The organism is Chloroflexota bacterium (genome assembly GCA_016197225.1).
Taxonomy (GTDB): Bacteria; Chloroflexota; Anaerolineae; order Anaerolineales; family VGOW01; genus VGOW01.
Map to the genome: position 1 here is coordinate 20,942 of JACPWC010000061.1, position 14,365 is coordinate 35,306.

A 14,365-nucleotide genomic window follows, 5' to 3' on the forward strand; every position below is an offset into this window, starting at 1 on the left:
GGGCTGGCGGAATAAAAAAGCGGCCTTGCTTGGGGAGAGCGAGGCCGCTTTTTGATAGTTGTGCTAGGTTCTGAAGTGGCGGCGGGAGACCGCCCCGTTGCCCTTCAGGCAACTTTGCCTGGCCTTTTAGCCTTCGCGCTCTTTTGACGAGTAGCCGGTCGAACAACATCCCAAACAGCGTCAGGATGTTTTGCCGCCACTTGCAATAGAACACGCGCCGGGCCTTCTGGCATTCGACGGCCCTGTTCCCAGTTTCGCAAGGTTTTTACGCTGATACCGAGCAACGCGGCGAACTCATTCTGTGACAGCTGATAATAGGCGCGAACACGCTTGATGTTTGGCCCGTCCACAACAAAGGCGCGCGAAGGGGTGACCGCGCCACGCAGTATTGCGCCGCCTTCCCGTGCGCTAGCCACCAACTCATTGAACAACTCTTCTTTCATGGATATTCGTCCTCGACAATCGTTCGCAATAACTTGAGTTGAGCGGCGGATAAATCATCGCGTTCGTTCTTGGGGTACACGAACAGCATGAGCAACCGTTCCTGCTTGACCGCCCAATAGTAGATGACTCGCGCTCCGCCTCGTTTGCCACGTCCTGCTATTGCCCATCGTATTTTGCGTAAACCGCCACTGCCTTTGATGAGGTCTCCGGCGCTGGGGCGGTTGGCTAAGACAACCTGCAACTTGCGGTACTCATCGTCCGTCAGCAGTTCCAATACCTGCCGGGTGAACACTGAAGTTTCGACGATGACCATACTTGAGCCAACTATACGCCAATGGCGCATACCTGTCAAGTGCGATACTGGCGACGAGCGCGAAACCCCGCGTCAACCTTGCGCGGCTGTGACGCGGACCAGCCGCGCAATTTGGTGAAGAGTGTGACGGTAGAATAAGTTGGCGCTGGCGGAATAAAAAGCGGCCTTGCTCGGGGAGAGCGAGGCCGCTTTTTGATGGTAGCGTTTGGGTCTAAGGTGGTGGCGGGGCGCAGCAATGCGCCCGGGCTACCCGATTGAGTTGCTTTTCGTGGGATAACCACCCTGAACTTGCTAAATCGTATCGTTGTTTTTGCAGACGGTTACTTAGTTGTTGACTTATAGTGATTGCAGTTGGCGTGAATGTAGGTGTTGCCGTAGCTGAGAAAGCCGGTGTAATAGTGTTCGTTGCTGTTGGAGAGAGCGAGCCTGCGGCTTCTGTTGGAGTAAGGGTATGGGGCACAGGCGAGGGCTTGGTCGTAGGTGATACAAAATTAGTCGGTGACGTAGGTTGAGCTTCTAGCAGTTTGTCGGAGAGAAAAGTCGAAATATGTTTTTCGAAGCGGATCATAGGTAACTACAGGTCGTCAATGGCCGACTGGCAGGTCATACATGTGCATTTCGTGGGTTCAACCGCTCGTTTTTCTGGCAACAGGCGCGTTGAAGAATCCTCTTAGGCAACCAGCAAGACATGCAGACGTTTCAAGTTGAAGGCCAAGCAAACCAGGCCCCACTCGCCCGCCGCCGCGGCCAAACCGCGCAAGGAGAACTGGCGAAAGCCCAGGACTTCTTTGATAATGCCAATGACTGGCTCGACGGTACATTTGCGCAAGCGATAAATGGCTTGACCGATTTCGGTCTGAAGTTGGTAGGCCATTTTAACCGTCGGGCTGGCATCGTCCGGCGGCGGGGTAGGTTGTTCAGCAAAGTAGGCCCGCCAGTTTTGATGATGAGAAGTCTCCCGGCCGGTGGCGATATAAGAGTCAATCCCGCGCGCTACCATACCCGCGATGTTGGCCGCACTAAAGAAGCCGTTGTCCAAAGCGGCCGCTTGGGGTTTGCCAACTTCCGGGGCGATCGCGTCCAAGGTGGGCAACGCTTCGCCGTCATCAGGGGGATGGTTGGAGAGGGTGTTAGCGACAATGAGAAAACTGTCTTGGGTCACCGCCACCTGAGCGTTGTAATGCTGGTCAAAGCCTTGATTGGTGCTGTTCTTCATTATCCGCGAATCGGGATCGGTAAAGTTGTACTGGTCCTTGTCTCGCGGCTCTGGGGTCGGCGGTTTTGGAGCGCGCCCGTGCGGTTTACGTTTCATTTTCCGAGCTTTTTCGTCACGGGCCCGGACTTTGGCATCGTAGTCGTCTTTCTCAGCTTGGTACCGTTCCTGGGCGCGGGCTTGCAACACCGCTTTGGCTTGGGCCAGGTTCGTCAGCCGCTCCTGGCGCAGGGCGATTTCATCCGGGATGACCAATCCGTCCGGCAACTGCCGGTCACCCTGGTCGGCTTGTTCACCCAGGGCCAACAAGTCATGCACCTCCTGGCGCAATTGGACTTCCAGTTCCAGCAGACGTTTGTAACTGACGGCTTGGCTCTTGGAAGCATCGGCATGAATTTTGCTCCCGTCCAAACTGAGATTGCCGAGTTTCAATACTTGGGCGGCCTGAGCCAAGAGCAGAATTTGCACGAACAATTCTTGGATCTCGACCAGAAAAGTTTTGCGAAAATTAGCCAGGGTGTCATGATCCGGATGCCAGTTCCCGGCAATGAAGCGAAAGGGCAAGCTTTCGTAAGTGGCCTTTTCGATCTTGCGGGAACTAAACACGCCGGTGGCATAGCCATAAAACAACAACGCCAGCAGAATGTCTGGCGCAAAGGCTTCACCGCCCACTGGCGCATAACGGGCATACAGCGCGCCCAAGTCCAGTTGCGCTACTATATCGACGACGAACCGCGCCAAGTGATTGGGCGGCAGGGCCTCTCGTAAACTTACGGCCAGATCGAGTGTTGCTTCATAATCAGCGGTTTTGAATTTTCGGGTCATAGACAAAGTGTATCACTGCTTCAACTCGGAAAGGCAGGGGCCTCTCCGACAAACTGCTAGGGCTGGGATTTGCGTAGAGACCAGCGTCCCCGCACTCATTCCAAATAGCACAAGTGATATAGCCATCGTTCCGTACCACACGATGCCAAACACCCAGGTCGGGTCAAATAGCTTCAGCGATGACCATCCCATAAGATCTGTGGCCTCTTGTAAGGATAGGTACACACCATATTGAGCTAAGGCTATCAATAATATCCCGACGAATCTAAGGAAAGGTGAACTGGCTGGAGTAAAGACTAATACAGAAGCTGCAAAAGCCACTGCTAAGAATGCCAAAGAGATTTGCACTATTCCAATCGTATCTGATCTCTGCAGCTTTCGCTTATCGGTAACACCGGATGGCATTACGGCTCTATTCATATTCTTATTGTCTTGTAATGACTCCTGATTGGGCGGCGATTCCTGTGAGGCAAGGGAGTTCTTTGAAGCCAAATAACGTACCACGAGCACCAGAGCAGTTATCTGCACGAGTGCCAGAATAAACAAAAACACATTGATTGGGTAACTTTGAGTTGGCTGCGACTTGGGCTTGCTGTTCATTTTGTAACCGTAGAGAGTTGCCGCTATTTAGGTGAATTTGGACTGTCAGGGTTCGGGTGCTCATAGTAACCCAATCATATGAGTAGATGGCAACTGCTTACGGCAAAATCACTCCCAACGGCCCAAAATGCTACACTTGCGGCTATTGGCCCCATTACGAGAGATTTTATAGCGACCTTCCGCCACACTCTTGAAGCAAGTATATCCCACGCCAGACAAAAATCAACCACCCTAAGGCGGCCCTTCACCGCGTTGAAGCTTCAGGCGTGTAGCTGCACTTTTTCTTGACGCCCCAATTTGTCACTTGATAAACGTCCCATTCCGCAATTCAAACAACGCCTGCCGGATTTCTTCGGCGGTGTTCATGACGAACGGCCCGTAAGGGGCAATCGGCTCGCGAAACGGCGCGCCGGCAATCAGCATAAAACGCACCCCGGCCTCGCTCTGGACTTCAATCCGGTCGCCGTCGTCGAACACGATCATACGCACCGCTTCCACGGCCGTCTCATCAGCGCCGAAGTGGCCCGCTCCCTCAAAGACGTAGGCCAGGGCGGTGTGGCCGCGCGGGACGGAGAGGGCGAACGAGGAGGCGGGACTCAGATTGACCTCCAAATACGTGGGTGAGGCCGCAATCTCGGTCACCGGGCCGCGTGTATTGCCGAACTCGCCGGCCACCAGGTGGAGACTCGCCCCGTCTTGACGCATGACCGGGATCGTTTCGGCGCTGACTTCCTGATAGCGCGGAGCCGTCATCTTTTGCGCGGCAGGCAAGTTGACCCACAACTGAAAGCCGTAGATTGCGCCGCTCGGGCCACGACGGGGCATTTCCTCATGCATGATGCCGCGCCCGCTCGTCATCCATTGAACATCGCCGGCGCCGATCAGACCCGCGTTGCCCAGGCTGTCGCGGTGATGAACGGAGCCTTCGAGCATATAGGTGACGGTCTCGATGCCGCGGTGAGGGTGGGTGGGGAAGCCGACCAGCGGGCCTTCGATGGGGTCGTTGAAGGCGAAGTGATCAAAGAGCAGGAAAGGATCATATTCGTTCGAGACGCGCGGGGCAAAGGAGCGGCGCAGGAGCACCCCAGCGCCCTCAATGGCATATTGCGGTTCAATGATATGGGAAATGGATCGAGAGAGGGTCATAGTGACGGCAACTATAACCTGAATCAGACAAAAATCAACCACGCTCAAATTACGGACAACGGGCCGTTAAATTACGCCTCCCCTGTGGCCGGGGGAAGCACACAGGGGAGGACTTCGGGGGGTGAGGAGGAGAAAGCAGATTTAGAAACGTCGGAGGGGGAGGCGACGTTCGATCCACTACCGAGCATCATTATGCGCCAGGTTCTTCAATTTGGCGGATAGGATTGAGAAGAATTGGTTGGCGAAAGTAGGCGTGGCTAAGGCTCAAGACTCGCAACCAGCGCCGCGTCCGGTTCCCCGAAACCGGCCGTCTCCAATCTGAGGCGCTCGCCCGTCGAAGGCAGGTACATTCCAACGACCAGGCTGATTGGCTGATCAGTTGGGATGTCGAACTCGTGAACGTCCACGATCAACCGGTCGGGCCGCCACTGTGAAGTGGAAACTTTGGGTGGCGCGTCGTGGCCGACGACGTTGTAGCCGTCGCCGGCCAAAGCGTGGACGAAGATGGTGTAGTCGGCAGTGGGGGCCGAGTCGGCAACCCAAACCAGGGTGAGGCGGCCTGGCGCAAGATGGTAGCCCACGAGCCGGATGCCGTCGGCGAATTTTGTCGTGAGCGGCTCGGCCTCTGTCGGCGGAATGAACAGCATCAGCCGCATCTTGTTGAAGTGTTGGTCTTCACTCAGGATGGCCGTGTTGAGCAAGCGGTTTTGCACATAAGCGTCGGCGTCCCAGTTTGGCGCGTTGACGGGCACGAACCAGATGCGGCCCGCGATGAGTTGGCTCAGTTCGGCGTCAGAGTGATCGTTGGCTTTGCCGGGGAGCATGTGATACGACACGCCGAGGTTGTGGGTGTAATAGACCTGAACCGGATCGGGAAAGTTTGCCAGGTAGATGTCGCCCGGTTGATCCGACTCTGCGAGATGAGCGGCCACTTCTCTCAGGCCGCGCGTTTTACTGTATTGGGGATTAGTGTATTGGTTATTGAGGCCGACGACAAACGCGGCGATACTAATGACGATGATGGCCGCGCCGAGCGGCGGGAATTTTTTGTGGAGCGCATGCAGGCCGCCAGCGGCCAGCAGGTAAGCGGCGGGGAAAGCGAAGACGAGATAGAACGTGTTGAAGGTGGCGCGCACGGCGACGATGGCGTAGGTGCCGAGGAAGGGGATGAGGAGAGAGGAGAGAAGGTAGACAAGGAGACGGGGAGACAAAGCGAAAATGGAAAAGAAGGAAATAAGGAAGAAGGCGGCGGCGATGATGAGTTTGATTTGTTCGGGGAAGGCGGGGCCGGCGGTGAGGTCGCCGAGGACGGCGGTGGCGTATTGGGTGAAGGGCAGTGAGCCGGGATCGGCTAGTTGGCCGCGTGAGTAAACAGGCAGAATAGTGATGGCCCAGGGGGCGACGAGGGCGGCGATGGCGAGACCGGCGGTGAGCCATGACCACGCATCGGCGGTTGGCACCGCAGCAACCGCTACCCGAGGCGCGAAGTCGGCCTTCGCCGACTCGGCGCTAGCCCGCGCAGGCGGGCTTTGTGAATTTTGTGGCCGCGACTTCCAGTCGCCGGGTAAAGACGAAGCGAGCACATAAGCCCCATGCGCCATCAACGGAAACAGCGCATAATAATGGCTATACATCGCAAACGTTCCGCAAGCCACATAGCCAAGCCAATAGAAGATTTTCTTCGTGTGCCTTCGTGTCTTAGTGTCTTCGTGGTGAATCAGCTTTGGCAATAACAACGTGGCGACCAGCAAAGCAATAAGCGCCAGTTGATACATGTTGCGCACATCCTGCGCCAGCCAGATTTGTTGAGGGTGAATGGCCGTGAGACTTGCCGCCAGCAAGCCAACCTCCTCCCGCCACAACCTGCGCCCCACTTGATACATCAATGGAACCAGCATCAAACTGAGCAGGGCCGACCAGGCCCGCATGGCAAACTCGGTCTCGCCCGTCATCTTGGCCCAGCCCCACAACAGCCAATAATGAATCGGCGGCTGAGGATCGCCTTCGCGAATGATGCGGGCCAGAATCTCGCCCGGCGAGTCCTGAATGTAATTCCAGCTAAAGCCTTCGTCCCCGCGCAACTCTTGATTGCCAAGCAGGTGAACACGCAGAGTGAAGGCAATGAACAGAATCAGGATGAGGGTAAAGAGGCGGCGCACGGGCGGAAGTATAACAGAGGCTATCAGGTATAATCGCTGGAGTAAACGACAAACGTCAAACGACATACATGCCTTGACGTTTGTCGTTTCTTCAAAGGAGTTTAATGTTCACGTCCCAAAAACCCGTCATCGCCATGATTCACGTCGAAGCCCTGCCGGGCACGCCTGCCAGCCGGTTGAGCGTGCGCGAGATTGAAGCCAAAGCGCTGGCCGAAGCTAAAATTTACCGGGAGGCCGGCGTTCAGGCGATTGGCCTTGAGAACATGCACGACCTGCCTTACTTGCGCGGCGGCGTGGGGCCGGAGATCGTAGCCGCAATGACGATCGTCTCCCACGCCGTCAAAGAGGCCAGCGGCCTGCCGTGCGGCATTCAAATTCTGGCCGGGGCCAACCTTGAGGCAATGGCCGTTGCTCACGCCGCCGGGCTGGATTTCATTCGGGCTGAGGGGTTTGTGTTTGCCCACGTTGCCGACGAGGGCCTCATTCAATCATCGGCGGCAAAGTTGTTGCGCTACCGCAAACAGATCGGCGCCGAGCGCGTGCAAGTCTGGGCCGACGTGAAGAAGAAGCACAGCTCACATGCCATCACCGCCGACATCGGCATCGGGGCGACGGCGGAGACGGTGGAGTTCATGCGCGGCGACGCAGTCATCGTCACCGGCTCGGTGACGGGCGACCCGCCGCAAGCCGGCGACATCGCCGAAGTGAAGCGACATTGCCGCCTGCCGGTCTATCTTGGCTCCGGTGTCACCGCCGACAATTTGGGCGGCTACTACCCCGCCGCCGACGGCTTCATCGTCGGCTCCCACTTCAAGGTAGACGGCTACTGGGCTAACCAGGTTGATCCCAAACGCGTCGAGCGCTTCATGGCCGCGCACGCCAGGTTGGGCGGGTAAAAGGGTCAACGGATGAAACGGATTGAACGGATTTTTTATAAATATATCCGTTGAATTCGTTCAATCCGTTGACCCTGATACATGGGTCAACAACAACGCTGGGCTATTCTGATCAGCGCCGCCTTCGTGATACTGGCTCTGGCCTACAACTTTGCCAACCCGCCGTTTGAAGCCGTAGACGAAATCCGGCACTTTCGCTACGTTCGCTATCTGACTCTCAACCACGCCCTGCCGCCCGTCTCAGCTGAATCGTCCCGCGAACTGCAAGCGCACCATCCGCCGCTTTATTACATTCTGGCCGCGCTGATCACTTCGCCCATTCAATCCGACGCTGGCCCCGACTACACGCCGCCCGTCAACCCTTTCTGGGGCTTTCGCTACTTCGAGCCATCCACCGACAACAAGAATCAATATTTGCATTCGCCTGATGAACGCTGGCAATTCAGCGGCGCAACTCTTATCGTCTATCTTGGCCGCTGGCTCTCCATGCTCTTCGGCCTCGGCGCGGTGCTTATGGCTTATCGTTTGAGTCGCACAGTGTTTCCAGATCGACCGGCACTCGCCCTCGGCGCGATGGCCTTCGTCGCCTTCAACCCCATGTTCCTGCACGGCTCGGCCTCGCTCAACAACGACACTGCTGTTGCCTTCTTCGGCTCATGGGCAATTGTCGAGTCGGCGGCCATTGCTCAGTTTGGCCCGACGAACCGGCGCGGCCTTGCTTTGGGGATCGCCCTGGGACTCGGCATCCTGTCGAAAGCCTCGGCCCTGCCTTTGATCCTAGCGGCCGCCGCCGCGTTTGTGGCCGCTAGCCTTCGACACGAGCGCCACTGCTTCAAGTATTCACTGCTCACTGTTTCACTGTTCACTGCTCTGACCGGTTGGTGGTTTGCCCGCAACTACCTGCAAACTGGCGACATTATGGGTTTGCGCGATTATCAATCAGCCTGGGCCGGCGATGCTGATCGCGCCCGCCTCATTCGCGAAGCCCTCTCCGGCTTGCCTTATGCCTGGACGACGTTCTGGGCGCGGTTCGATTACGGGCAGATCGTTTTGCCGGATTGGGCCTATCAAGGTTTAGCCGCCTTGTGCATGTTGGCCGTCATCGGCCTCACTCGGGCGCGGCGCGAGTTCCGCTCGCCGGGCTTGCTCATCGTGGCCCTCGCCGTCCTCGTCTCGCTGGCTGGGTGGGGGGTGCTGATGATCACCATCCCCGCCACGGCCAATGCCCGCCTCGTCTTCCAAATCTTCCCGGCACTAGGATTGTTGTTTGTGTTGGGATGGCAGGAGTTGCTGACACCAAGACACGAAGACACTAGGCCACCAAGAAAAATCAGTTCTACCGGGTTTAACGCAAAGTCACAAGGACGCAAAGAAAACCGGCTTATGCCTTGGCGGCTTTGCGCCTTTGCGTTGAATCTTTCCTGCCCAAGCCGGGAGAGCCGAAGAATCTTTGTATCTTTGAGTCTTAGCGCCTTTGTGTTTTTATTTGCCCTCGTTGCCCTGTTTGGCTACCTCGCTCCCGCCTTCGCCTACCCTCGCGTTGCCGCTTCATTACCTAAAGATACGACTCTGGCCTCAGCCAACTTTGAAGGCGCGGCGGAGATTGTTGGCTACCGAGTTTCGGCGGATAAGGTTCAGCCGGGTGACGGCGTGGGCGTGACTGTTTACTGGCGACCTCTCTCACAGACCACCGCGCCGCTTCAAGTTTTTGTTCACCTTGTAAATAGCGAAGGCATCATCGTCGCCCAACGCGACACGTATCCGGGTTTGGGCAAAGCGATCACTACCACCTGGCGCGTCGGCCAAATCTTGGCCGACACTTACCGCGTCTTCATTCCCGACACCGCTTACGCGCCCGAAACGCTCACCGTGCGAGTCGGCTTGTGGAATCCTGACGAGAACCGGCCACTGATCGCAAACGACAGCGACACACTTGAAGTTGGCGCGCTCGCTTTGCAGAGTCGTGTAGGCACTGTACCCAACCCAACTTCCATCAACTTTGCCAACAAGATGGCACTAAGGGGTTACGAACTCGATGCACGCATACTAAAACCGGGAAACACAATTCTTCTCACTACTTACTGGCAACCTGTCGCGCCCGAAGCCGACTACTGGGCTTACGCCCACATCGTCGGCGCGGATGGCCGAATCTGGGCCATCGCCGACTCGATCATTGTGCCGCCGATCACCGGCTGGCCGCTCGGCGAAGTGCGTTCCGAGACGCGGCAGATCGTTCTGGCGTCGGACACGCCGCCCGGTCAGTACACGATTGAATTTGGACTGACGAAGATTCTCAACCCCGGCCAGGATCGACTCTCGGTGCTGGCCGACGATGGGCACGAAGTTGGGGATCATATTGAATTGGCTAAGATTAGAGTCGCTCCGTAAAACAACAAACGACAAACGTTAGATATGTCGTTTGACGTTTGTCGTTTGACTTCACAGATTCCGATTGATGAAATCTTTTCTGACACGCTGGGGCCTTGCGCTCCTCTGGATGCTCATCATCTTCACCTTCTCGTCGCAACCCAAAGGGACTTTATTAGTGCCTGATCTGGGCGTGTGGGATTTTGTGACCAAGAAGAGCGCGCACTTCATCGAGTACGCGTTCCTGGCCGTCTTCATGTTGCGCGGCGCGCGCGGGTCTGCGCCGTTGCGGCTTTCACATTTGATCTGGGCTTTTGCACTCACGGTATTGTACGCGGCGACCGACGAGTATCATCAAACCTTTGTGCCGGGTCGCGAGGGCCACTGGCCGGACGTGGTTGTGGACGGGTTGGGGGCTATGACAGGCCTGATTCTTCAGGGCTGGCGGCAGGGGTTTCGTCTTCCGCCGAAGGATCCATCTCCGAGTAAATCTCAATCGCATCGTCGTTGATCCAGTCGCCCACCGGCTCCACCACGATGTCGCCAAACAGTTTCTCTTGAAGGGCCGTCACCCGCCGCTGTTTTACCAACTCCAGGATCGCCAAAAACGTCACCATCACTTCCACTCGCGATTTAGCCTCGGCCAACAGATCGAAGAAGCGAGCGTTACCCCCGGCGCGCAAGGCCAACTGCACCCGGCGTATTTTGTCGCGAATAGTGATGCGGGGCGGGACGACGACCGACGAGACGGGCGGGGCGTCGGGCATCAGCGCCAGGGCGCGGGCGACGGCCTTCCACAAATCGTCTACGGAAACGTTTGAAAGATCGAGCTTGCCTTCAACTTTGGGCGGGGCGGCCAGCCGCAGATAGGTTCGCAGACCGTCCACTTCGCGCTGGTGCAGGGCGCTGGCGATCTCTTTGTACTTTTTGTAGGCCATGAGCTGGCGGGCCAGTTCGTCGCCAGGGTCTTCTTCGCCTGGCGCGCGCTCCGGCGGGCGCGGCAGGATGGCCTCGGATTTGATGAGGACGAGCCGGGCGGCAATGACAAGAAAGTCGGCGATGCCTTCCAGACTTTGCTGTTCAAGGGCGCGCACGTGGGCCAGGTATTGATCGGTCACCTGGGCCAGGGCCACTTTGGTGATGTCGAGTTCCTCACGCTCGATGAGTTGCAGGAGCAGGTCGAGCGGCCCTTGATACACAGGCAGGTCAACAGGAAACGGGGCGGGTTTGAGAGGCGGTTGAGGCTGGGTCATTTGGCAAAAAACAGAAAGAAGACGCCGACGACAACGATGACAATCACGACGATGGCGATCAGCCCGATGAACAAAATGGTTTGCTCGCGGTCTTGCCGGGCTTTCTGCCGGGCCAGAAACTCCTGCCGTCGCTTCTCGGTTTCCCACATTTCGCCCAATCGTTTACGGCTGGACTCTTCTTCTTCAGCTTTCAACGATCCGGCCATTTTGCGTTGCTCTTCCAGTGTGGACTTGAACCCTCTGACTCGCCGCTCGTTCATAAACGAGATCGGGTCCAGATCGTGGCCGCACGAGGCGCAGTCTTCGGCCCCTGTCCAGTTCTTAGCGCCACAGTTAGGGCAGGCATACTTCAAGGGGTCGCCGCACTTCTTGCAGAACTCGGCGTCGGCGTCATTGGCGGTTTGGCAAACAGCGCACGTCACTTGATCAGGGGACATTGTTCCCGCCTTTCGGTTTCAAAATGCGGTAGTTGAATCCATTCATGATGATGGTTTCGACCGGCTCGTAGTTCTGGCCGATGGCGATCAGCACCGAGCGCGGGTAGAACTCAGCTTTGAGCACAATGACGTCGAAACTCTGAGCGTTAATCATATTCACCATCGCGCTGGAGTCTAGCATGGAATTTTTGGCCAGGTTGAGCAGTTGCGTCGGATTCCCCGCCTGCTCCTTGCCGGCCAACAACGAGAAGGCGGCTTCTTCCGTCAGCACCGGCCCGTCAACAGGTCTAGTGTAGGCCAAAATTTTGTAGCCTTGCTCGCTATCAATTCGATTCGGCGGGCGGCCAAGCTGAGTGTAGCCTTGCGAGTCGTAATACTGCATCCGCCCCTCGCTGTCCACAAACATGCCCACGCCGCCAACGTCAACGAAACCGCGCGCTTCGAATTGCTGATCAACCGGCAGGCCGAGGGCGCGGGCAATTGGCTCGAACAATCGCCCTTGAGTCGGCATGTGGATGAGCCGACCGGCTTGAGCGATGAACAAAGCCGGAACGGCAATGGCGGTTGCCCACTGGGCAACCGTCGGCCAGGCCTTGCTCCTTCCTCTCCATTCGGCCATCAACAACCCGGCGCAAATACACATCGCCGCAATCGAAGTGGTGAAATAAGACTCGCCCGCGCCCCACTTGCCGGCCAGCGCCCCGTTGGCAACCGCCCCCGCGAACCACAACGCATAAAGCGGCACGCGCCGCCGCGCCAGTTCGAGCACAACCCAGATTACTGCAAGCCAGATCAAAATCAAATGCAAGTCATGCCACTGACGATAGAGGCCCTCGGCCTGACCGGGGATAAATTCGTTGATGTTGGCCAGGATGATGTTGACCCACCACTGGCCGCCGGTGGCGAGGTTGATCAGGCCGAAGAGAATGGCCGCCACTGCCGTGAAGGCCGCCGAGGCAACGAGTCCCCGTTTGACTCCGCGAGTGATGATAAACAAAAGGGCAACCGCCACTGTGGCATAAGCCAACTGTTTTGTGTACCCGGCGGCCAGTAGGCAAAGCAAGCCCCAGAACACTCGCCAGACTTCGGAAGCGCCAAACACCGGCGAGACTTCCGAAGTCTGGCGACTTAGTGGCGCAAGAATCACAATCGCCAGCGTCTCGAACATCACCATCACAATATGCTGGCGGAAGAGCGGGCCGATGTGATAAACGTAGTTGGAGGCCAGGAAGGCCAAGCCGGCGAGCAGGCTGATGGGTTTGTCGCGGCTGGCGCGATGAACGGCGTAGCCAATGGCTAAGGCCGTGACGAGGGTGCTCAGGAACGCCACCAACCGCCCGTACCAGTAAGCCGGGCCAAAGGCCCACACAAACGGCACGAGGATAATATGATAGAGCGGCGGATAATTGGAAGCGTAGAACGGGAAGACTTCGTTGCTCCTGTAGGGCCACTCGCCGCCCGCCATCAACACCGAGTCGTTCAGTTCGAAGCCCTCACCCTGATCGTAGTCGAACGGGAACTGGAGCAGAGCGGCGGTGTAGCGTAGATAGATGAGGAAGTAGCCGAAGAAGAGGAGAATCGCCAGACCAAGCAGAAAAGCGCCAACCAGACGAAGAGATCGCTGACTCACGGCGCGGGATTATAACGTAAAAGCCGCCAAGTATCCTGCACATACCTGGCGGCGGTTTGGATTGTAGAGACGCAATTTTCAACTCTGCCCGTTGACGTTAAGCCGCTACCGGGATAGTGAGAAGAGGCGCCGAAATCGCTTCGTTGAGCACCGGCTCGCTCTCTTCAATTGGCATCAACTCGGCGTACCTCCCTAGCTGTCGCTTGTACTCGCGGACGTAGAAGCCGGGCAGGGCGTGTGACTCCCCGGTATGAAAAGCAAGAAATTGTTTGTCGGTCTGCAAGTGCTTCAGGATAATTTGAAGACCTCTGAGGATCGGTCTGGTGAAGGCGGTGCGCATGTAGTGCGTGTATTTGGCGAACGGGTGCTCGCTGTTGGCGAATCGCGTCTGCAACAACTCGCCCGAAGTAACAAGCGAGTACAGATCGATCATCTTCTGAAAATAAGTGATGGGGTCGTAGCTTTTCAGAATCAGCGTCAGATAGGGAAGTATGTAGAAGGTAAACGGCATTTGCTTCAGAATGCGGCCCTCTCGCAGAAAGTCGTTGTAAAGAGGCGTGCCGCCGAAGGCAAACGGAATGTTCATGTACGTCCAGACGAAAGGCGTTCGACGAACAAACTCTTTGGTCAATTCAAAAGGCTCATCGCCGGTATCCGTATCAAGACCAAAGATGAAGTTGGCTTGCAGGTAAGGAACATATTCGTGAAGAGTGTGAAACTGCTCCACAACCTGCCTCAGCTTTTCAGGCCCCGTCGCTTTGCCCACTCCGGCCTTGTTTGAATAGTGAGTCCAGGACTCAACGCCCGGAGCGACGGCGAAACAGTTGGTGTCGCGAAGGCGCTTGAGCCTGTCCGGGCGCATATTGCTCAGGGAGCTTTCTATGATGTAAGGACTGCGTTGCCCCTCAGGCAAACTTTCAAAGACGGCCATTGTTTCATCAAACTGGACTTTATCCATTTCAACGTGCATAGCAGACAGTATCGAGTAGCCCATTGAAGAGGGTGCTGGGAATTACGAGAGATGGCGTTTGCACGGGTGAGTTCACGAATTTCACGGAGGTCCACAGGTGGCGACGGACGAG

At 56.8% G+C, this 14,365-nt stretch carries 13 protein-coding genes; 3 read left to right on the forward strand and 10 right to left on the reverse strand.

The annotated features are described in order from the left end of the window. Positions 1-104 precede the first annotated feature (104 nt). The 6 genes from HYZ49_11080 to HYZ49_11105 form a co-directional block, all read right to left on the reverse strand. Entirely contained in the window at positions 105-443 is a 339-nt protein-coding gene (locus HYZ49_11080; GenBank protein MBI3242825.1) for a helix-turn-helix domain-containing protein, read from the reverse strand. Continuing rightward, positions 440-757 carry a type II toxin-antitoxin system RelE/ParE family toxin gene (locus HYZ49_11085; GenBank protein ID MBI3242826.1) on the reverse strand — a complete coding sequence of 106 codons (318 nt, stop codon included), beginning with the start codon at positions 755-757 and terminating at the stop codon, positions 440-442. The genes HYZ49_11080 and HYZ49_11085 overlap by 4 nt, the downstream gene beginning before the upstream one ends. Before the next feature lie 670 nt (positions 758-1,427). Continuing rightward, on the reverse strand, positions 1,428-2,795 hold the full coding sequence (locus HYZ49_11090) for a transposase (GenBank protein MBI3242827.1): 1,368 nt from the start codon (positions 2,793-2,795) through the stop codon (positions 1,428-1,430). A 12-nt stretch (positions 2,796-2,807) separates the two neighbouring features. Then, complete coding sequence (locus tag HYZ49_11095) at positions 2,808-3,395, reverse strand: hypothetical protein (GenBank protein ID MBI3242828.1); 588 nt, start codon at positions 3,393-3,395, stop codon at positions 2,808-2,810. 300 nt (positions 3,396-3,695) lie between these two features. Further along, entirely contained in the window at positions 3,696-4,541 is an 846-nt protein-coding gene (locus HYZ49_11100; GenBank protein ID MBI3242829.1) for a pirin family protein, read from the reverse strand. 257 nt (positions 4,542-4,798) lie between these two features. Next, complete coding sequence (locus HYZ49_11105; GenBank protein MBI3242830.1) at positions 4,799-6,700, reverse strand: glycosyltransferase family 39 protein; 1,902 nt, start codon at positions 6,698-6,700, stop codon at positions 4,799-4,801. A 104-nt stretch (positions 6,701-6,804) separates the two neighbouring features. Here HYZ49_11105 and HYZ49_11110 point away from each other — a divergent pair, with 104 nt between their 5' ends. The 3 genes from HYZ49_11110 (at position 6,805) to HYZ49_11120 (ending at position 10,474) form a co-directional block, all read left to right on the forward strand. Beyond that, complete coding sequence (locus HYZ49_11110) at positions 6,805-7,596, forward strand: BtpA/SgcQ family protein (protein ID MBI3242831.1); 792 nt, start codon at positions 6,805-6,807, stop codon at positions 7,594-7,596. Positions 7,597-7,677: 81 nt separating this feature from the next. Continuing rightward, positions 7,678-9,984: a glycosyltransferase family 39 protein gene (locus tag HYZ49_11115; protein MBI3242832.1), complete on the forward strand. Its 2,307-nt coding sequence runs from the start codon at positions 7,678-7,680 to the stop codon at positions 9,982-9,984. Between the two features lie 67 nt (positions 9,985-10,051). Further along, positions 10,052-10,474 (forward strand): VanZ family protein, encoded by a 423-nt coding sequence (locus HYZ49_11120; GenBank protein ID MBI3242833.1) that lies wholly within the window; start codon positions 10,052-10,054, stop codon positions 10,472-10,474. Here HYZ49_11120 and HYZ49_11125 read toward each other — a convergent pair. The 4 genes from HYZ49_11125 to HYZ49_11140 all read right to left on the reverse strand — a co-directional run bounded on the left by HYZ49_11125 (position 10,380) and on the right by HYZ49_11140 (position 14,241). After that, positions 10,380-11,216 carry a segregation/condensation protein A gene (locus HYZ49_11125; GenBank protein ID MBI3242834.1) on the reverse strand — a complete coding sequence of 279 codons (837 nt, stop codon included), beginning with the start codon at positions 11,214-11,216 and terminating at the stop codon, positions 10,380-10,382. The genes HYZ49_11120 and HYZ49_11125 overlap by 95 nt on opposite strands. After that, the gene (locus HYZ49_11130; GenBank protein ID MBI3242835.1) at positions 11,213-11,653 is read right to left on the reverse strand and encodes a zinc ribbon domain-containing protein; all 441 of its coding nucleotides are present in this window, start codon (positions 11,651-11,653) and stop codon (positions 11,213-11,215) included. The genes HYZ49_11125 and HYZ49_11130 overlap by 4 nt, the downstream gene beginning before the upstream one ends. Beyond that, complete coding sequence (locus HYZ49_11135; protein ID MBI3242836.1) at positions 11,643-13,283, reverse strand: hypothetical protein; 1,641 nt, start codon at positions 13,281-13,283, stop codon at positions 11,643-11,645. Before HYZ49_11135 ends, HYZ49_11130 begins: the two co-directional genes overlap by 11 nt. Positions 13,284-13,380: 97 nt before the next feature. Then, positions 13,381-14,241 (reverse strand): hypothetical protein, encoded by an 861-nt coding sequence (locus tag HYZ49_11140; GenBank protein ID MBI3242837.1) that lies wholly within the window; start codon positions 14,239-14,241, stop codon positions 13,381-13,383. Positions 14,242-14,365 lie beyond the last annotated feature (124 nt).